General features: G+C 66.1%; 16 protein-coding genes and 1 pseudogene. 6 read left to right on the plus strand and 11 right to left on the minus strand.

What is annotated here, in order from left to right; translation table 11 throughout:
• Positions 1–57: 57 nt before the first annotated feature.
• The 4 genes and pseudogenes from AC3A3Q_RS14505 to AC3A3Q_RS14520 all read right to left on the minus strand — a co-directional run bounded on the left by AC3A3Q_RS14505 (position 58) and on the right by AC3A3Q_RS14520 (position 2,870).
• Complete coding sequence (locus tag AC3A3Q_RS14505; protein ID WP_487586908.1) at positions 58–489, minus strand: low molecular weight protein-tyrosine-phosphatase; 432 nt, start codon at positions 487–489, stop codon at positions 58–60.
• 17 nt (positions 490–506) lie between these two features.
• Positions 507–1,352: pseudogene (ligD, locus tag AC3A3Q_RS14510) on the minus strand (non-homologous end-joining DNA ligase); the annotation flags it as partial.
• Between the two features lie 119 nt (positions 1,353–1,471).
• Positions 1,472–1,984, minus strand: coding sequence for a DUF2306 domain-containing protein (locus tag AC3A3Q_RS14515; RefSeq protein ID WP_487586909.1), 513 nt, complete (start codon positions 1,982–1,984; stop codon positions 1,472–1,474).
• A 184-nt stretch (positions 1,985–2,168) separates the two neighbouring features.
• Positions 2,169–2,870: a pirin family protein gene (locus AC3A3Q_RS14520; RefSeq protein ID WP_200605176.1), complete on the minus strand. Its 702-nt coding sequence runs from the start codon at positions 2,868–2,870 to the stop codon at positions 2,169–2,171.
• Positions 2,871–2,983: 113 nt separating this feature from the next.
• On the opposite strand from AC3A3Q_RS14520, the gene AC3A3Q_RS14525 reads away from it, so the two are divergent.
• Both AC3A3Q_RS14525 and AC3A3Q_RS14530 read left to right on the plus strand, forming a co-directional pair.
• Positions 2,984–3,904, plus strand: a complete 921-nt coding sequence (locus AC3A3Q_RS14525; RefSeq protein WP_487586910.1) for a LysR family transcriptional regulator — start codon at positions 2,984–2,986, stop codon at positions 3,902–3,904.
• A 116-nt stretch (positions 3,905–4,020) separates the two neighbouring features.
• A complete protein-coding gene (locus tag AC3A3Q_RS14530; protein WP_487586911.1) occupies positions 4,021–4,449 on the plus strand; it encodes a DoxX family protein in 429 nt (142 codons plus the stop codon).
• Between the two features lie 35 nt (positions 4,450–4,484).
• On the opposite strand, the gene AC3A3Q_RS14535 is transcribed toward AC3A3Q_RS14530, so the two are convergent.
• The 4 genes from AC3A3Q_RS14535 to ligD (AC3A3Q_RS14550) form a co-directional block, all read right to left on the minus strand.
• Positions 4,485–5,309 carry an alpha/beta fold hydrolase gene (locus tag AC3A3Q_RS14535; protein ID WP_487586912.1) on the minus strand — a complete coding sequence of 275 codons (825 nt, stop codon included), beginning with the start codon at positions 5,307–5,309 and terminating at the stop codon, positions 4,485–4,487.
• A gap of 100 nt (positions 5,310–5,409) precedes the next feature.
• Positions 5,410–6,204, minus strand: coding sequence for a tetratricopeptide repeat protein (locus AC3A3Q_RS14540; protein WP_487586913.1), 795 nt, complete (start codon positions 6,202–6,204; stop codon positions 5,410–5,412).
• Positions 6,205–6,225: 21 nt separating this feature from the next.
• Positions 6,226–7,125: a non-homologous end joining protein Ku gene (gene ku, locus AC3A3Q_RS14545; RefSeq protein WP_487586914.1), complete on the minus strand. Its 900-nt coding sequence runs from the start codon at positions 7,123–7,125 to the stop codon at positions 6,226–6,228.
• Between the two features lie 20 nt (positions 7,126–7,145).
• Positions 7,146–9,860, minus strand: a complete 2,715-nt coding sequence (ligD, locus tag AC3A3Q_RS14550) for a DNA ligase D (RefSeq protein WP_487586915.1) — start codon at positions 9,858–9,860, stop codon at positions 7,146–7,148.
• A 25-nt stretch (positions 9,861–9,885) separates the two neighbouring features.
• On the opposite strand from ligD (AC3A3Q_RS14550), the gene AC3A3Q_RS14555 reads away from it, so the two are divergent.
• Positions 9,886–10,611, plus strand: a complete 726-nt coding sequence (locus tag AC3A3Q_RS14555; protein WP_487586916.1) for a DUF72 domain-containing protein — start codon at positions 9,886–9,888, stop codon at positions 10,609–10,611.
• Positions 10,608–11,279: an alpha/beta hydrolase family protein gene (locus AC3A3Q_RS14560; protein ID WP_487586917.1), complete on the plus strand. Its 672-nt coding sequence runs from the start codon at positions 10,608–10,610 to the stop codon at positions 11,277–11,279. The genes AC3A3Q_RS14555 and AC3A3Q_RS14560 overlap by 4 nt, the downstream gene beginning before the upstream one ends.
• 57 nt (positions 11,280–11,336) lie before the next feature.
• On the opposite strand, the gene AC3A3Q_RS14565 is transcribed toward AC3A3Q_RS14560, so the two are convergent.
• Entirely contained in the window at positions 11,337–12,905 is a 1,569-nt protein-coding gene (locus AC3A3Q_RS14565; protein ID WP_487586918.1) for a methyltransferase regulatory domain-containing protein, read from the minus strand.
• A gap of 398 nt (positions 12,906–13,303) precedes the next feature.
• On the opposite strand from AC3A3Q_RS14565, the gene msrB reads away from it, so the two are divergent.
• The gene (msrB, locus tag AC3A3Q_RS14570; protein ID WP_487586919.1) at positions 13,304–13,753 is read left to right on the plus strand and encodes a peptide-methionine (R)-S-oxide reductase MsrB; all 450 of its coding nucleotides are present in this window, start codon (positions 13,304–13,306) and stop codon (positions 13,751–13,753) included.
• A gap of 7 nt (positions 13,754–13,760) precedes the next feature.
• A complete protein-coding gene (locus AC3A3Q_RS14575; RefSeq protein ID WP_487586920.1) occupies positions 13,761–14,285 on the plus strand; it encodes an RrF2 family transcriptional regulator in 525 nt (174 codons plus the stop codon).
• 13 nt (positions 14,286–14,298) lie between these two features.
• Here the strand turns inward: AC3A3Q_RS14575 and nuoF are convergent, their stop codons facing one another.
• Positions 14,299–15,642 (minus strand): NADH-quinone oxidoreductase subunit NuoF, encoded by a 1,344-nt coding sequence (nuoF, locus tag AC3A3Q_RS14580; RefSeq protein WP_487586921.1) that lies wholly within the window; start codon positions 15,640–15,642, stop codon positions 14,299–14,301.
• Between the two features lie 11 nt (positions 15,643–15,653).
• On the minus strand, positions 15,654–18,353 hold the full coding sequence (gene aceE / locus AC3A3Q_RS14585; RefSeq protein WP_487586922.1) for a pyruvate dehydrogenase (acetyl-transferring), homodimeric type: 2,700 nt from the start codon (positions 18,351–18,353) through the stop codon (positions 15,654–15,656).
• Positions 18,354–18,414: the final 61 nt, after the last annotated feature.

Raw genomic sequence — 18,414 nt, forward strand, 5'->3', positions numbered from 1 at the left:
GACCCGATCACAGACAGTCACGCGCGTGTGTCGCACACGCGTCTATCACACCCGCGTCTATCGCAGACGTGATCGCCACTCGACAACCGCAGCATCGATCTGCGCATAGGCCGCATCGAACTTCTCCTGCGAACGGCCGTACGGATCGGCGATGTCGCGGCCGCCGGACCAGCGGGAGAGCAGCAATACCCTGCCGCGCAACGCTGGTGAAAGCGCGAGCAGTGCCGCCACCTGGCGCTTTTCCATTGCCAGCACCAGGTCGGCACTGTCCAGTTCGGCGCGGTTGATCTGACGCGCTATGTGCTCGCTGGCGCTGATGCCGTGCGCCAGCAATGTCCGCTCGGCGGCGGGGTCGATCGGGCTGCCTTCCATGGCGGCCAGCCCTGCCGAATGGATATCCGCTGCGGCCACGTGTCGGCGGAGCATTGCCGCTGCCATGGGGCTGCGGCAGATGTTTCCCTTGCAGACGATGAGGATGCGACGCGGCATCTGGCGCTACAGGCCTGTCAATCCGATGGTACGGTCTGGCGCACGCGTGTGAAGCCGTCCCACGGATCTTCCTTGAGTGAATCCGCCCGCCGGGTGGCCTTGCGCAGATCGTAGGCGCCGGGCTGGCGCACCCGCGACAGCTCGTCCCAGGTCAACGGCATGCACACCGGCGCACCCGCCCGCGCGCGCAGCGACCAGCTGGCGACACTGGTGGCGCCACGCGTGTTGCGCAGCCAGTCTATGAAGATGCGCCCTTCGCGCGCGGCCTTCGATGCCGTGGCGACGAAGCGCTTCGGCGCTTCGGCCACCAGCTGCCCGGCGAAGTTCTCGCAGAACGCCTTGGCCTCTGCCCAGTCGGCCTTCGGCCGTACCGGGACGACGACATGCAGGCCCTTGCCACCGGACAGGCGCACCCAGCTGCGCAGGCCGACACCGGCGAGGCGGTCACGAATGTCGCGTGCGGCCGACTTCAGCTCGCTCCACGCGATCCCCTCGTCCGGATCAAGATCGAAGACGAGGCGATCGGGATGTTCGACATCTTTGGTTCGAGAGCCCCAGGGATGGAACTCGAGCGTGTTCATCTGCACCAGGTCGAGCAGGCCGTCGACATCATCGATGTAGAGGTACTCGCCCGTTCCCGAGACCTCGTCCAGGGTGATCGAATGCACGCCGGCACCGAGCGAGTCGGCGTGATGCTTCTGGAAGAAACAGCTGGGTCCGGCGCCGTCCGGGCAACGCAGCAACGACAGCGGACGCCCGACCACGCCTGGCAGCATCCAGCGGGCGACGACGGCGTAATACGCCGCGACGTCGCCCTTGGTGAACCCGGCGTCTTCGAAGACGACGCGCTCGGGACTGGTCAACCTGCGTGGTGTCATTGCATGCGGCCTCACCTGCCGGGGGCAGATGGCCGACTGTCACGCGGACAGTGTCGGCGACCGGTGAATGCCGTTTCAGGCGAGTCAGCCCACGTCAGGACAGATCAGGCCAGGTCAGCCCCGGAGCCCGACCGCACCGACAGCCTCCGCACGCGCAACACCTGCCAGACCGCGCCGACCAGGAACACGACAAAGGCCGCGCCGATCGGTTGCCGCAGGCGCGGGTCCTCGATGCCGCTGGCCCACGGATCGCCGACCGGCACGCGAATCAGCGTTTCAGTGAATCCGGGGATGAAATGGAAGAACAGCGCGAGCAGGTACGACACCACGGCGACATGGCGCCAGAACCCGCCGCGGGCGCCGCGACGTTCACCGAACCATCCCAGCGCCAGCACCGCCAGGGTCAGCAGGCTCAGCACGTGTGGCACGCCGAAGCCGCCGTGGCGGAAGATGAACAATCCCGTCACCGCGGTGGCGGCGGTGAGCCAGAAGAACGCACGGCCAGATCCTGAGGCCATGTCGATCTGCCGATGGCCGATCAGCGCGGCGAAGCCGGCGACCACCGCGATCAATCCAAGAATGGTATGGACCCAGCCGAGAGGCGTGATGTTGAGCATGCCGACACCTTTGTCTGTAGTTGCGATGGGAAGGAACGCAAAACAGGTGCAACCGGGGCAAGGCAGAAGCCGGCCCGGGACGAGGCGGCAGGGCCGCCCGGCAGGTGCAGCATAACCGCCAGCGAGGGCGCTGGCGGTCGCACGAAAGGCGATGACGGCATCGTTGCCGTCATCGCAGGTGTCGTCAGGCGGCGGTGTCGACCAGCACCAGTTCGACGTCTTCCAGCGCGGTCACGGTGAGCGTGCGCTCGTTGCGGATGGCCGCGCCGTCTCGTTCCTCGACGCGGACACCATTGACCTCGGCCACGCCCTTGGCGGGGACCAGATAGCCGAAACGGTCCTCGCCCAGTTCGTACTGCGCAGTTTCACCGGCGGCCAGGGTCAGGCCGAGCACGCGGGCATCGGCACGGATCGGCAGTGCGTCCTCATCGCCCTGCGCGCCGCTGGCCAGGACCACGAAGCGTCCGGCGCGGTCGCCCTTGGGGAAGGGCTTGGCGCCCCAGGTCGGCGCGCCGCCACGCTGGTCCGGGATGATCCAGATCTGGAAGATCCGGGTCGTGCCAGGCTCGAGGTTGTACTCGGCGTGCTGGATGCCGGTGCCAGCGCTCATGACCTGCACGTCGCCGGCCTCGGTACGGCCACGATTGCCCAGGTTGTCCTGGTGCGTGATCGCGCCTTCGCGGACGTAGGTGATGATCTCCATGTCCGAGTGCGGGTGCGGCGGGAAGCCGGTGTTGGCGGCGATGGTGTCGTCGTTCCAGACCCGCAGCGCACCCCAGCCCATGCGCTGGGCGTCGTGGTAGCTGGCGAAGGAGAAGTGGTGCTTGGCGTCGAGCCAACCGTGGTTGGCTCCACCCAGGCCGTTGAAGGGGCGACGCTCGATCATGGTGCAGCTCCTGTGGGGGTTACCCGGTAGGGAATTTGGTTGACCGGCAAGATAGGCGTTTCGGAACAGGTTTAGAATGGAACCAATCGAAAAGTATCGTTTCCAAAATTGACATGCAGAAGCTGCCCGACCTGGAAGCCTGGGCGATCTTCGCCAAGGTCGCCGAAACCGGCTCGTTCGCCCGCACGGCGACCGACCTGGGCCTGTCGCAGGCCACCGTGTCCAAAGCCATAACCCGGCTGGAGACGCGGCTGAAGACGGTGCTGTTCCACCGAACCTCACGGCGCATGTCGCTGACCGAGAGCGGTCGCGGCGCACTGGAGCGCGCCACCCGGATCCTCGCCGAAGGCGAGGCGGTCGAAGCCGAGATCACCGCGCAGGCCACCAGTCCGCGCGGGCTGGTGCGCATGGCGGTGCCGATGTCGTTCGGCGTGGCGCATCTGTCACCGGTGCTGCCGGAGTTCATGCGTCGCTATCCCGATATCGCCCTGGAAGTGGACTTCGACGACGGCTTCGCCGATCTGGTCGGTGGCGGCTTCGACCTCGCCCTGCGGATCTCGGCGCTGGCCGATTCCAGCCTGCTGGCGCGCCGGCTGTGCGGTGTCCGCGTGCTGCTGGTAGCCACGCCGGAGTATCTCGACGCACGCGGCCGGCCACGGCATCCGCGTGAGCTGGCCGACCACAGCGCGCTGTTCTACACGTTGTCGCGCTTCGGCAATGCCTGGCGTTTCCAGCACCGCCGCCATGGCGATTTCTCGATCAGCGTGCAGGCACCGCTGCGGGTCAACAATGCCGAGGCAATCAATCCGGCATTGCTCGCGGGGCAGGGGCTGGCGCTGCAACCGGAGTTCCTGGTGTGGCGCGAGATCAAGGCCGGCAAGCTGGAAGTGGTGATGCCGGACTGGTCGCCGCCGCCGATCGCGCTGCACGTGGTGACGCCGCCCGGTCGCGTGCGTCCGGCGCGCGTGCAGGTGCTGATCGATCACCTCGTACGAAAGTTCGAGAAGGCCCCGTGGGCGGACCGCAGCGATTGATGATGAGGGGCGGATTGCGTTAAGCCGGTGTGACGACAGGGCGCCGCTGGACCAGCAAGCCCGGTCTTGCCGGTCTTCGGCGTTGGAGGAGGCAGGAAGCCGCTGAGGAGTTCCTCATGCACGTTGCCAAGGGTTGGTGGTGGCTGGGCCGTATCGGCCTGTGCCTGCCTTATGCCTGGAGCGGCGTGTCGAAGCTGCTGGATTTCCCCGGCGCAGTCGCCGAGCAAGCGCATTTCGGAATGGTGCCGCCGGCGTTGTACGCGGCCATCGTGATCGTCGTGCAGCTGGGCGGGTGCCTGGCCGTGCTGTTCTGCCACGGCCGCTGGCGGGCGGGCGGAGCGATCGTGCTGGCGTTGTTCACCATCATCGCCACGGCCATCGGGCACAAGTATTGGACGATGGCCGGAATGGAGCGCGTGCACACGCTCAATGCCTTCCTCGAGCACGCCGGCCTGGTCGGTGGTTTCGTCCTCATCGCCGCGCAGGCGCTGCACAAGGGCGGTGTCGGTGGCGATGAGGAAGAAGAGGAAGAAGAGGAGGAGTGAGGCCGGCGCGATTGCGGTCGCGCCGGCCCACCGTGTCAGGACTTCGCGAACGCCAGCAGATCAGCGTTGAGCTGGTCCTTGTGCGTGTCGGTGATTCCGTGCGGAGCGCCCGGGTACACGACCAGCTTGGCGTCCTTGATCAGCTTGGCCGACGAGCGTGCAGCTGCGTCGATCGGAACGATCTGGTCGTCGTCGCCATGGATGATGATCGTCGGCACGTCGAACTTCTTCAGGTCTTCGGTGAAGTCGGTCTCCGAGAACGCCTTGATCGAGTCGTGCGTGTTCTTGTGGCCACCCATCATTCCCTGCATCCACCAGGCGTTGATCACGCCCTGCGACGGTTTCGCGCCGGGGCGGTTGTAGCCGAAGAACGGACCGCTGGGGATATCGAGGAACAACTGCGAGCGGTTGGCGATGAGGCCGGCACGGATGCCGTCGAACACGCTCACCGGCAAGCCGCCCGGGTTGGCGTCGGTCTTGACCATCAACGGCGGTACCGCGGAGATCAGCCCGGCCTTCCTGACCCGCTTGGTGCCATGGCGACCGATGTAGCGTGCCACTTCGCCGCCGCCGGTGGAGAAGCCGAAGATCACGATGTCCTTGACGTCCAGGTGGTCCAGCAACTGCGCCAGGTCGTCGGCGTAGTGGTCCATGTCGTTGCCGTCCCAGGGCTGGCTGGAGCGTCCGTGGCCGCGGCGGTCGTGGGCGATGCAGCGGAAGCCGTTGTCGGCCATGTGGTACATCTGCGATTCCCAGCTGTCGGCATTGAGCGGCCAGCCGTGGCAGAAGACCACCACGGGGCCGCTGCCCCAATCCTTGTAGTAGAGCTCGACGTTTTCTTTCGTGGTGAAGATGGCCATGGTCCAGTTCGCTCCGGCGGGGGATCACGAACCTTAGGGCCGGCCATGCCGAGGAAATGTGTAGGCCCGCTGGCACGTTCCCTGCACCGCGCGACGAAGGCTAATCGCGCGAGGACGTCAGCCGCCGGTACTGCGACATGTGGCGGATGGCCTGTCGCGGCTGGTCAAGCGCTTCGTGCAGCAAGGCCAGGTTGTAGTGGCAATCGGCCAGGGCAGGGTCCTCCTGCAACGCGGCCTCATACGCCTGGATCGCTTCCTGCTTGCGGTCCATGTCGTCCAGCAGCACGCCCAGGTTGTAGAACAGCAGGGGATCGTCGTCGCCGTTGGCGAGCGCATCGCGGTAGACGCGCTCGGCTTCCTCGAACCGCCCCAGTTCGTGAAGCAGGCGACCGAGGTTGATGCGTGCGTCCCGTCGTGCCGGCTCGGCGGCAATGGCGCGCCGGTAGGCGGCGATGGCGGCTTCGGCGGCATCAGCTTCGGTGTGGGCGCCGGCGCCGGTGTCGGGCAGGGCGGAAGCGGCCGGGACCGGTTCGATCACCCGCAGTGACCCCTGCGCCGGATCACCTTCGAAGGCGAGCAGGTACTGCCCCGATTCGGCATGCCAGCGGCTGCCGCCTTCGCGCACGACCACGTGGTCGGCAATGGCGCCGATGCTCAGGCCCGACAACGGCATCTGCTCGGGCAGGCGGCTGCGCAGTTCCTTCAGCGAGCGCAGGATCCGCCGCTGCGGCACGTTGGCCGCGGCAAGGGCCTGCGCGGTGCGCAGCACGATCAGGTCCTGGAACGAGAACAGCCAGGCATTGCGCGGCCCGCGCGTGGGCGCGACGAACCCCGCCGTGACCAGCGAACGGATGGCACTGCGGGGCAGGCGGAGCAGCTTTTCGACATCACGCATGCCGTAGTGGTGCATGTGCGGCTACTTCGCCTTCTTAGCAGCCTTGCGCCTGGCCGGGGCGGCTTCTTCTTCGACGGCCTGCTTGGGCGGCTTGCGTGCGCGTGTCGCCGACTGCGTCGCGACCTTGCCCTTGGCGGCGGGCGCAGCACCCTTCTTCTCCAGGCTCGCGCGCAGCGCTTCCATCAGGTCGATGATCTGCGCGCCGCCACCGGGCTCCTCGGCCACGGTGATCTGCTCGCCTTCGACCTTGCGCTGGATCGCCGCTTCCACGCGCTCGCTGACCTCGTCCTTGTAGGCACTCGGATCGAAGCGGCTGGAGGCCTGCTGGTCGATCAGTTGCTGGGCCAGCTTGAGTTCGGCATCGCGGACGTCGGTCTTTGGGATGTCGAGGTCGCCGATCGAGCGGACCTCGTTGGCATACAGCAGCTGCTGCATGACCAGGCCATCGTCGACCGGGCGGATCATCACGATGTGCTGCTTGCCGTGCGACGCCCAGGTGCCAACCGCACAGCGCTTGGATTCGCGCAGCGCCTTGGCGAACAGCGCATAAGGTTTCGCGCCGCCCTTGTCGGGAGCCAGGAAGTAGGCCCGGTCGAAGTAGACCGGGTCGATCGAGGAGATCGGCACGAACTCGGTGATGTCGGCGCTGTGGGTGCCGGCTTCCTCGAGCGCCTTGAGTTCCTCGGGCGTGAACATGACGTACTGGTCCTTGGCGAACTCGTAGCCCTTCACGATGTCGTTACGCGCAACCGGGATCTCCTCGCGCGCGCAGATGTACTGCTGCTTCAGGCGCGATCCGCAGCCCTTGTGCAGCAGGTTGAAGGAGATCGAGTGGCTGGACTCGGTGGCCGAGTACAGCTTCACCGGGATGGATACCAGACCGAACGAAACGGTCAGCGACGCAATCGAACGTGCAGCCATGACTGCCTCCGGAAGGGACGTCAGGCGGGGCCACCCGCCAGGGCGCTCGCCAGGTCCTGCTTGCGTTCCAGGGCGTCGCTCCAGCGATCGCCCGTGCGGGACAGACGCTTTACCACATCCGGGATCCTGAAGTCGAGCGGGTGCGCGTCGGCCAGTTCGTCCCAGGTCAGCGGCATCGACACCGGTGCGCCGGGCTCGCCGCGCGGCGAGTAGGCCACGTTCAAGGTCTTGCCGCGCACGTTCATGTTGTGGTCCATGAAGATCTTGCCGGTGCGCTTGGGCACGCTCCAGTCCATGGTGATGTCCTTGGGGTGCTGGCGCATGAGATGGCGGCTGACCAGTTCCGACACGTGTCGGGCGGCATCGAAATCGAGCGTCCGCCGGATCGGCACGAACACGTGCAGGCCGGTCTTGCCCGAGGTCTTCACGATCGGCTGCAGCGACATGCCCAACAGCAGTTCGCGCAACCAGAATGCGACCTGCTTGCCCTTCTCGAAGGCGACGGTGTTGAGCTCAGGCTCTGCGCCCTTGGCTTCCTTGCCGGAGTAGATGTAGGGGTCGATGTCGAACACGACGTAGTCCGGGTAGTTCAGCACCGACGATTCCATCGCTTCCAGCGAGCTGTCGTAGTCGGTCGACGTGGACACCGCATCCGGCCCCGGACGTGCGCGCGAATGCCAGACATGGAACTCCAGCGTGCCTGACTGTGCCAGCCACAGCAGCGTCGGCAGGTTGTTGCACAGCAGGTACTCGTGGTCCTCGTCCTTGTGCGCCGAATAGACGTTCACCGTCTCCACGAAGTCCGGCCGCTCCTGCTTCCAGTGCTTCTGGAAAAAGCGCTGGCCATCGATGCCATCGGGCATGCGGATCATCGTCAGCGGCCGGTCGGCAAGGTGGGGCAGCATCAACGGCGCGACGTGGGTCAGATAGCGCAGCAGGTCGCGCTTGCTCAGCGCCGGCTGCTGCAAGGCTTCGACCGCGGGCCAGTAGACGCGGTCGAGGTGGGTCAGGCGGATGCGCTGGTCGCCTACGGGCAGGTCGAAGGCGTTCTTCGGATTGTCGAGCGCTGCGAGGATATCGCCGGCGCCACTGGCTTGCGGGCGCGCTACGGCGTTGCTGCGTCGCTTCATTGATCTCGCGACCGCGAGCGGATCGACACGCTTGACCGATCGCGCTTCAATGTCGTCGCGCAGGCGGACGAAGGTCGGCGCCCGCAGCGATCCGTCCTCGGTCCACTGCTGGTAGTTGATCTCGGCGACCAGATCGGGCTTGACCCAGGTAACCGGGCCGTTGACCAAGGGCGTTTCGGCGAACGGGCAGCTGTCGCTGTGCAGCGGCTCCAGTCGTGCCAGCACCTGCTTGAGCGTGCGCTCGTCGAACCCGGAGCCGACGTGCGAGGCATGGCGCAGCTTGCCCTTGTCCCAGTAGCCGACCAGCAGCGCACCGAGTTTCCCGCGCCCGCCCTTGCCGCGGGTATAGCCGCCGATGACGAACTCGGCACTGTGCGTCGGCTTGATCTTCAGCCAGGCCGGTGAACGTCGGCCGGCTTCGTAGACGCTGTCCTTGTGCTTGCCGACCACGCCTTCGAAGCCGCTGGCGAGCGCGGCTGCCTGCAGCGCCGCGCCGTCTTCGGCCGCATGCACCAGGTGGATCAGCGGCGACGGCAGCAGGCATTGCGCGAGGTAGCGGCGACGGTCGCGGTAGGGCGTCCGGCGCAGGTCGATGCCTTCGAAGTGCAGCAGGTCGAAGGCGTAGAAGAGGGTGGGACTGGCACGATCGGCGGCGGCGATCTCGCGCTCGCCCTTGAGCTGGAAGCGGTTCTGCAAAGCGTTGAAGGAGGGTTTGCCATTGCCGTCGAAGGCCACCAGCTCACCGTCGAGGATCAGGCCGCTGTGTGCCTGCTCGCGCAACTCGGCGGCCAGGCGCGGGAATGTCGTGGCCAGTTCGAGGCCGCGCCGCGAACGGATGCGGACACCGTTGCCGTCGACGAATGCGAGCGCACGGTAGCCGTCCAGCTTCGGCTCCCACAACCAGTCCGGATTCTGCAAGGGTGCATCGCCGATCTCCGCGAGCATCGGCGGCAACTTCTCCGGCATCGCGGTCAGTTCCCCGTGCGGCGCGAGTCGCTCCGCCGGCATGCGGTGCACCGGTGCGACCTTGAGGTCGCGGACGGCGAATCCGGACAACACCGATCGGTCCTGCGTGGTGACATCGGCGGTGGTGACGAAGCGATCCTTGTGCTTGATCAGCAGCCAGGTCTTCGGGTCCCTGGTGCGCACCAGCGCGAACGAACCTTTGAGCTTCTCGCCGCGAAGCTGGATGCTCAGCTTGCCGGCGTCGATGCCTTCGCGCACTCGGCGCTCGGCCTGGGCACGGTCATGGAACGCGGTGCCGCCCTCGTCGGGGCTGTAGACGCCGCAGTCCCACACGATCACCTCGCCCGAGCCGTACTGACCCGGCGGAATCACGCCCTCGAACGAAGCATAGTCGTAGGGATGGTCCTCGACGAACACCGCCAGGCGCTTCTCGGCGGGGTCCAGCGACGGCCCTTTCGGCACCGCCCATGACTTGAGCACGCCGTCGCACTGCAGCCGGAAGTCGTAATGCAGGGCCCGCGCCAGATGCTGCTGGACGACGAACAGCAGCGGCCCGCTGCCGCCCTCGACGGCCACCGGAGGCGGCTCCGGGGTGGCTTCGAAGCGTCGCTTGGCGGAATATTCGCTGAGCTTTGCCATGTCGGGTCACCGGAGGGTTCGGACCATGACTGCACGACTGCTGGTGGGTGCGAGCGGCTATTCCTACAAGGAATGGAAAGGCGACTTCTATCCCGCGACCATCAAGCCCGACGCCATGCTGGCCTGGTACGCGCAGCGCCTGCCCACGGTCGAGATCAACAATACCTTCTACCGGATGCCAAGGGTGTCGATGCTGGAGGAGTGGGGGCAGGCGACCCCGGAGCACTTCCGCTTCGCGATCAAGGCCTCGCGCCACATCACCCACGAGGCGCGACTGAAAGCCGACGAGGCCAGCCAGCCGCTGGCCTACCTCTACGACCATTTGCGGGCGCTGGGCGACAAGCGCGGCCCGGTGCTGTTCCAGCTGCCGCCGTTCCTCAAGAAGGACCTGCCACGCCTGGTCGCCTTCCTGCAATTGCTGCCGCCGGACCATCGGGCCGTGTTCGAGTTCCGCAACGACAGCTGGTTCGACGACGACGTCTACGCCGCATTGCGCGACGCCGGCGCGACGCTGTGCCTGTCCGAACGCGAGGACGCGACACCGCCACCGCTGCTGGAAACCTCGTCGTGGGGGTATGTGCGGTTACGCCTGGAGCGATACTCCGGCCATGATCTGGCGGGCTGGGTGGAGCGGTTCAACGCGACGGCATGGGAGGATGTCCATGTCTTTTTCATGCACGAACCGACCGCGCCGGAGTATGCGCGGACGTTGATGGAGCTGGCGGCGGTACAGGAGGGCAGGGGGACATGACCGATCCGGTGAGCATCGTTGTCGAATCAGGCGAGCAGGTCTCGGGCCTGTTGCAGGCACCTGCCGGCGCAATCGCGTGCTACGTGCTGGCCCATGGTGCAGGTGCCGGCATGACCCATGCGTTCATGGCCGCGGTGGCGGAGGGGTTGGCCGAGCGATCGGTGGCGACGCTTCGCTACCAGTTTCCGTACATGGAGCGTGGTTCACGCCGGCCCGACTCGCCGAAGCTGGCGCAGGCGACCGTGCGCGCGGCGGTGGCGGAAGCGTCGCGGCGCTTGCCCGGAATGCCGTTGGTTGCCGGCGGCAAGTCGTTTGGCGGACGCATGACCTCGCAGGCGCAGGCGGCCTTACCCTTGCCTGGCGTGCGCGGGTTGGCGTTCATCGGATTTCCGTTGCACCCGGCGGGCAAGCCTTCGGACGATCGCGCCGATCACCTGGCGCAGGTCACGGTGCCGATGCTGTTCCTGCAGGGCACGCGCGATGAACTGGCCAGCCTCGAGCTGCTGCAGCCGGTGGTGGACCGGCTGCAGGCTCTGGCGACATTGCAGTTGTTCGACGATGCCGATCACTCCTTCCATGTGCCGGCACGCAGCGGCCGCAAGGATTCGCAGGTGATGGCGGAGCTGCTGGACGTACTGGCGAAATGGATCGGCTCGGTCGTGCGGTAGCTCCTGCTCAATGGGCTGCGTGGGAGTTTGCCGTGCGGTTGGCCAAGGAGAGCTGAGTCAGCCCGACGTGCCCGCCAGCATGGCGTTGTTCGACAACCAGGCCAGTGCCTGCGTCACCGCATCGGTGGCAAGGCGGTTGATCTGCTGCGGGTCGTCGATCGGCTGGTCGCCCTCCGAGAAGACGAAGCGCTGCTCGGCGACTGCGGCGACGAGCGCCGCCACCAGTGCCGGGCGATCCTTGCGCCCGTCCAGCAGCGGCAGCAGGAACGATTCGGCCAGGCCGGGTTCGGCCGATTGGTGCCACTGGCTGAACAGCTTGACCGGCGTGGCAGCACCGAGGCCAGCCAGGGCGCGCAATGCGGGATCGACCTTGGGGCGCGCTGCAATGGCCGATTCCAGCGGAACAGGGTCCAGGCGGCACTGCACCGCGTTGCCGACGATCAGAGCGCTTATGAAGGAAATCAGTTCGTTCTTTCCTTCCTCGCCCGGAGCGATCGCGTTGGCCGCCTTGGCGAGCGTCGTTACCGGCACAGTTCCCGGCCATGCCTTGTTCAGTGCGCTGACCAGCAGTTGCGACACGTCGCTGGAGGCGGTGACCGTGCGTCCGTTGGCGGTGGACCACTGGCAGCCGTCATCGGACGCCGGCGTGTAGCTTCCTGCGACGTGCAGGCGCGAGATCCGCGATGCATCGAGCTGGTAGACGATCTTGTCGGTCTTGTCGGCATGCACCAGGAGCGTCTGCCGGAAGGTGCGGTTACCGATGAAGTCGAGCAGCTGCTCCAGCCGGATCTGGTCGCCTTCGCACTCGGCGATCATCAGCTTTGCCTGTTCCTCACCATAGTTCCTGGCGAACATGCTGGCGACATGGGCCTCACCCAGATAGTCCAGGCCCTGTTTCCGCGCGCTTCCGAGGAAGTCGCGGAAGTAGCACGGCGAGTTGCACAGTTCCAGGAACTCATGGGCGAGGTAGAAGTCGCGGCCGTTGCGGATCGTGTCGATGTTGTCGCCCATGATCTTCGCCAGCACGCTGTCCTGCGGCGCCATGTCGTGCAGGAAGTCGATCATGCCGCGGGCGTAGGCCAGTTTCTCGTCGGCAGCGGTGTGGCCGTCAGCGCGCAGCAGCATGGCGTCGCGCACGACCTCCTTGGCCTTCCATCCCGGATAGGTGTTGTAACTGACGTAGGCAATGCCGTCCGGCGACAGGCATTGGCCTGAAACCCGCAGGATCGCTTCCTGCACCTCCGGCGGCACCCAGCTGTAGACGCCGTGGCAGATGATGTAGTCGAACTCGCCCAGGCTCTCGTCCAGGTCGGCGATGCTGCACTGGACCAGCTTTACGTTCTTCAATCCCATCGCGGCGATGGCGCGTTGTCCGGCCTCCACCTGCACCTGCGACAAGTCGATGCCGGTTACTTCGGCGTTCGGGTAACGTGCCGCGAACGGGATCACGTTGCCGCCCGCGGCACACCCCAGCTCGAGCACACGGGCGCGTTCCGGGGCGGGGGCGTCGAGGCCGAACAGGTGCGCGACGGTGCGCAGATGTTCAGGGGTCGATGACGGGAACGCAGCAGAAAGGTACGGGAACTCGTCGTAGGTGCGGGCGATCTGTTCGGTAAGCGTGGTCATTGTCCGTTGCAGAGAGCTGGTAGTGGCTGTCCAGTCTAGGAACGGCATGAGTAATGCGGCGTTTGTTCGGGAGCTGAAAATTCCTCGGGTCGCTGCGAATCTTTCTCGTGATTGCAGTCATGCGCTGGAGCGACTGCCCGGTCGCTCCGCGCAGAGCATCCCATCGTGCTCGATCCGCTGGTTCGCCTCGGGGGTCGGCGCGACTCTGGCGCCAGCCGACGTTGTGCAGACGTGAAGGCGAGGCGGTGGACAGACGCGTGGCACATACTCCCGCGGGTAGCCCTCAAAGGTGGCCGTCGCCGATACATTGGGTTACAAAATCCCCGCTCGCCGCGCATTGGACTCGCTGCCGGCGCCCCCATCTCGTAGGCACGTCCAAATCCGCCCAGGAGACCCCCATGAGCGACTACCGCAAGACCCCAGAAGCCATCGCCAAGCTGACCCCTGAGCAGTACCGCGTGACCCAGGAAGGCGCCACCGAGCGTCCGGGCACGGGCGAATACCTGAACAACGACAAGGTCGGCATCTACGTCGACATCGTCTCGGGCGAACCGCTGTTCGCTTCGTCGGCGAAGTTCGATTCCGGCTGCGGCTGGCCGAGCTTCACCAAGCCGATCGGTCCGGCCAACGTCAAGGAGCTGCGCGACACCACGCACGGCATGATCCGCACCGAAGTGCGTTCGGCCAGCGGCGACAGCCACCTTGGCCATGTCTTCCCTGATGGTCCGCGCGACCAGGGCGGCCTGCGCTATTGCATCAACTCGGCGTCGCTGCGCTTCGTTCCGCTCGAGGAGATGGAAGCGGCCGGATACGGCGCCTGGATCGACCAGGTCGAAGACGTCCGGTGACCGGCCGGTGAGCTTCATCACCACCGGTGTCGAGTACGGCCTCCACTGCCTGACCTACCTGGTGGGGCCGCCACATGGTGCCCATGAAGCCTCGGTCCGCGACCTGGCGGAGTTGCAGAGCGTGCCTGCGGACTTCCTCGCGAAAGTGTTCACCAAGTTGCGTCGCGCCGGCCTGGTGAATGCCTCCGAGGGGGTCCGGGGTGGCTTTGCGCTCGCACGCCCGGCGGCGTCGATTTCGGTGCTCGACGTGGTCGAGGCCATCGACGGCAAGCGCAGTCTGTTCGAGTGCAACGACATCCGCGGCAACTGCGCGATCTTCCAGGGTCGCGCACCGCGGTGGGCGACGACGGGAACCTGCTCGATCCACGCCGTCATGCTCGAAGCCGAGAAGCACATGCGCCGGTCACTGGCGGAGCATTCGCTTGCCGACCTCGCCGATGCCATCGGCGGCAAGGCGCGCCAGGACTACGGCGACGACATCCGTGCCTGGCTGGGCAGCCGCGCGGAGCAGAAAGTAAGGCAGCCCGGCTGATCGTCGCCATCGATCACGTCGGGCTCGCACGCCCCTGGGCAGCACGCCCCTGAGCGGCGTCGACCATCGAGTAACCGTGCTCGACGAAGAATTCGAATTCCGGCCAGTAGTGTTGCAGGAATCCCTGCACGGGCCAGGCAGCGGCCTCGCCGAATGCGCAGATGGTGTGTCCTTCGATGTGTCGCGACACTTCCGCCAACCGGTCCAGGTCGTCGCGGGTGGCCTTCCGGTTGACGATGCGGTCGAGCAACCGGTACATCCAGCCGGTACCCTCCCGGCACGGCGTGCACTGGCCGCACGACTCGGACATGTAGAAGCGCGAAATCCGATGGCAGACACTCACCATGCAGGTGGTGTCGTCCATCACGATGACGGCGCCTGAGCCCAGGCCGGAACCGGCCTGGCGCAGCGAGTCGAAATCCATGTCGATCTGCATGACCTGATCGGCCGGGATGACCTTCATGGTCGTGCCGCCCGGAATCACGCCCTTCAGCTTGCGCCCCTCGCGCATGCCACCGGCCAGCGCGAGCAGGTCCGCGAACGGCGTGCCCAGTGGCACCTCGTAGTTGCCCGGCCGCGCGACGTGGCCGCTGACGGAGAAGATCTTGGGGCCGCCGTTGTTGGGCTTGCCGATGCCGAGGAACCACTCGGCGCCGTTGCGCATGATCGCCGGCAGCGACGCGAACGTCTCGGTGTTGCAGATGGTGGTGGGCCGGCCGTAGAGGCCGAACGCCGCCGGGAACGGCGGCTTGTAGCGGGGCAGGGCCTTCTTGCCTTCCAGCGATTCCATCAATCCGGTCTCCTCGCCGGCGATGTACGCGCCCGCGCCCAGGACGTTGTGGATCTGCACGTCGATGTCGCTGCCGAGGACGCCGGTACCGAGCAGGCCGGCACGATAGGCCTCCTCGGTCGCCTGCTGGGTCCGCTCGAACGGCTCGTGGTGGAACTCACCGCGCAGGTAGTGATAGACCACGCTTGCGCCGGTGCAGTACGACGCGATCGCAAGGCCCTCCAGGACCGCGTGCGGATTGAACCGCAGCAGGTCGCGGTCCTTGCAGGTGCCTGGCTCGGCTTCGTCCGAGTTGCAGATCAGATACTTCGGCCCGGCATCGTCGCGTGGCATGAACGAGAACTTCAGCCCGGTGTTGAAGCCCGCACCGCCACGACCGCGCAGGCCACTGAGTTTGATCTGCTCGATCAGCCCTGCCGGGTCGGGACGTCGGGCGATGATGTCGCGCCAGGCCTGCCATCCACCCACGCGCTCATAGTTCTGCATCGTCCATGGTTGCTCGAAGCCGTGGGTGGTGTAGGACACCTGATGCGGCAGCACGTTCTGCACGGAGAAGGTGGACGGCATGGCGGTCGCTCCTAGCCAAGTGCTGGCTCGGTCTTGTCGGTGTCGATGCCGTAAAGGTCCCTGGCTCTGGCGGCAGCAGACGTGGGAAGGACGCCATCGCGCACCAGCGCTTCGATGGCCGCGTAGGCAATCCAGCGACGGTCTACTTCGAAGTAGGCGCGCAGGTTGGCGCGGGTATCGCTGCGGCCGAAGCCGTCGGTACCCAGCACCGTGTAACGCCTGCCGGACGGGATGAACGCGCGGATCTGGTCGGCGACGCCGCGCACGTAATCGGTTGCGGCGATCACCGGCCCCGGACGGTCGGCCAGCAGCGAGGTGACGTACGGCACGCGTTCGGGCTGCTCGGGATGCAGGCGGTTCCAGCGTTCGACCTGGAAGCCGTCACGGCGAAGCTCGGAGAAGCTGGGGCACGACCACACGTCGGCGGCGATGCCGAAGTCCTTGCCCAGCATCTCGGCAGCGGCGGTGGCTTCTCGAAGGATCGTACCGGCACCGAGCAGTTGCACGCGTGGCGCGTCACCGGCCACGGCGGTGGCCGGAGCCAACAGGTACATGCCACGCAGGATGCCCTGGGCAGCACCGTCGGGCATCGCCGGATGCTGGTAGGCCTCGTTCATCACCGTCAGGTAGAAGTAGACATCCTCCTGCTCCTGCATCATCCGGCGCACGCCGTCCTGGACGATGACCGCGACCTCGTAGGCGAATGTGGGATCGTAGGACACCACGTTCGGGATCGCGCCCGACATCAGGTGCGAATGGCCGTCCTCGTGCTGCAAGCCCTCGCCATTGATGGTGGTCCTGCCGGCGGTGCCACCGATCAGGAAGCCGCGCGTGCGCATGTCGGCCGCGGCCCAGGCGAGGTCGCCGACGCGCTGGAAGCCGAACATCGCGTAATAGAGGAAGAACGGCAACATCGGCACATCGTTGACGCTGTAGCTGGTGCCCGCCGCGATCCATGCACTGATGCCGCCGGCTTCGCTGATGCCTTCCTGCAACACCTGTCCATCGGTGGCCTCACGGTAGTAGACGAGCTGCGAAGAGTCGTTGGGCGTATAGGCTTGGCCGAAGGGTGCATAGATGCCGATCTGTCGGAACAGGCCTTCCATGCCGAAGGTGCGCGCCTCGTCGGCGATGACCGGCACCACGCGCGGGCCGACCTGCTTGTCGCGCAACAGGATGTTGATGCTGCGCACCAGCGCCATCGTCGTGCTGATCTCGCGATCGCCGCTGGATTGCAGCAGCGCATCGAACGCGGGTAGCTGCGGTGCGACCAGCTGCCCGGAGGCGCGACGTCGACGCTGCGGCAGGCTGCCGCCGAGTTCCGCGCGGCGTTCCTTCAGGTAGCGAACCTCGGCCGACTCGGGGCCGGGGTGGTAGTAGGGAAGCTCTTCGATGCGGTCGTCGGGAATCGGGATCGACAGGCGATCGCGGACGTTGCGCAACGTGTCCGTATCGATCTTCTTCTTGTTGTGACTGGCGTTCTGCGACTGCAGGCCTTCACCGAGCTCATAGCCCTTGACGGTCTTGGCCAGGATGACGGTGGGCGCGCCCTTGGTGTTCACCGCGGCGTGGTAAGCGGCGAAGACCTTGGCCGGATCGTGGCCACCGCGATTGAGCGACTTGATCTGGGCGTCTGAAAGACCCTCGACGAGCCGGCGAGTGGAATCGCTCTTGCCGAAGAAGTTCTCGCGCGTGTAGTCGCCGCCCAGGGTCTTGTACGACTGGTACTCGCCGTCGACGGTTTCCATCATCACGCGCCGCAGTTCGCCGTCTTCGTCCTTGGCGAGCAGCGGATCCCACTTGCTGCCCCAGATGAGCTTGATGACATTCCAACCGGCGCCGCGGAAAGTGCTTTCGGCCTCCTGGATGATCTTGCCGTTGCCGCGAACCGGTCCATCCAGTCGCTGCAGATTGCAGTTGACCACGAACACCAGGTTGTCGAGACGTTCGCGACCTGCCAGCGCCAGCGCGCCGACCGTCTCGGGCTCATCGAGTTCGCCATCACCGAGGAACGCCCAGACCTTGCGATCGCTGGCCGGCATCAACCCGCGCTGTTCCAGGTAGCGCCAGAAGTGGGCCTGGTAGATCGCCTGCATCGGTCCCAGTCCCATCGAAACGGTGGCGACCTGCCAGTAGTCGGGCATCAGCCACGGATGCGGGTAGGACGACAACCCGCGACCCTTGCCTTCGACTTCCATGCGGAACAGGTCCAGCTGAGCTTCATCGAATCGACCCTCGAGGTACGAGCGCGCGTAGATGCCTGGACTCGAATGCCCCTGGGTGAAGATCAGGTCGCCCGGGTGCGTGTCGCTGGGAGCGCGCCAGAAGTGATTGAAGCCCACTTCGTAGAGCGTGGCCGACGACGCGAAGCTGGCCAGATGCCCGCCTAGCTCTCCGGGCTTGCGGTTGGCGCGGACGACCATCGCCATTGCATTCCAGCGGATGATGTCGCGTATGCGCTTCTCGAGGACAGGGTCGCCGGGGCTGGCGGCCTGCTGGTCCACCGGGATCGTGTTGACGTAGTCGGTGGTGGTGGTGAAGTCGATGACCCCGCCGTCGCGCCGGGCGCGTGCGTTCAGTTGCGCCAGCAGGTAGGACGCGCGTTCGGAACCGCCGTGCTGCAGGACGGCGCTGAGCGAATCCAGCCAGTCACGGGTCTCGGCAGGGTCGGGGTCTTTGGCGGCCGGATTGAAGACGGTGGGGAAGGACATGACGGGATACTCAGAACGTGGACTGGTGTGGTCGTAGTTATAGCGTCCGTCCCTGGTGGTA

The organism is Lysobacter sp. Soil_C_59 (assembly GCF_057656415.1).

Bases quoted from the DNA above. Each gene is read 5' to 3' on its own strand.
- AC3A3Q_RS14505 (WP_487586908.1), bottom strand. From the start codon at position 489: ATGCCGCGTCGCATCCTCATCGTCTGCAAGGGAAACATCTGCCGCAGC.
- AC3A3Q_RS14515 (WP_487586909.1), bottom strand. From the start codon at position 1,984: ATGCTCAACATCACGCCTCTCGGCTGGGTCCATACCATTCTTGGATTG.
- AC3A3Q_RS14520 (WP_200605176.1), bottom strand. From the start codon at position 2,870: ATGATCGAGCGTCGCCCCTTCAACGGCCTGGGTGGAGCCAACCACGGT.
- AC3A3Q_RS14525 (WP_487586910.1), top strand. From the start codon at position 2,984: ATGCAGAAGCTGCCCGACCTGGAAGCCTGGGCGATCTTCGCCAAGGTC.
- AC3A3Q_RS14530 (WP_487586911.1), top strand. From the start codon at position 4,021: ATGCACGTTGCCAAGGGTTGGTGGTGGCTGGGCCGTATCGGCCTGTGC.
- AC3A3Q_RS14535 (WP_487586912.1), bottom strand. From the start codon at position 5,309: ATGGCCATCTTCACCACGAAAGAAAACGTCGAGCTCTACTACAAGGAT.
- AC3A3Q_RS14540 (WP_487586913.1), bottom strand. From the start codon at position 6,204: ATGCGTGATGTCGAAAAGCTGCTCCGCCTGCCCCGCAGTGCCATCCGT.
- ku (WP_487586914.1), bottom strand. From the start codon at position 7,125: ATGGCTGCACGTTCGATTGCGTCGCTGACCGTTTCGTTCGGTCTGGTA.
- ligD (WP_487586915.1), bottom strand. From the start codon at position 9,860: ATGGCAAAGCTCAGCGAATATTCCGCCAAGCGACGCTTCGAAGCCACC.
- AC3A3Q_RS14555 (WP_487586916.1), top strand. From the start codon at position 9,886: ATGACTGCACGACTGCTGGTGGGTGCGAGCGGCTATTCCTACAAGGAA.
- AC3A3Q_RS14560 (WP_487586917.1), top strand. From the start codon at position 10,608: ATGACCGATCCGGTGAGCATCGTTGTCGAATCAGGCGAGCAGGTCTCG.
- AC3A3Q_RS14565 (WP_487586918.1), bottom strand. From the start codon at position 12,905: ATGACCACGCTTACCGAACAGATCGCCCGCACCTACGACGAGTTCCCG.
- msrB (WP_487586919.1), top strand. From the start codon at position 13,304: ATGAGCGACTACCGCAAGACCCCAGAAGCCATCGCCAAGCTGACCCCT.
- nuoF (WP_487586921.1), bottom strand. From the start codon at position 15,642: ATGCCGTCCACCTTCTCCGTGCAGAACGTGCTGCCGCATCAGGTGTCC.
- aceE (WP_487586922.1), bottom strand. From the start codon at position 18,353: ATGTCCTTCCCCACCGTCTTCAATCCGGCCGCCAAAGACCCCGACCCT.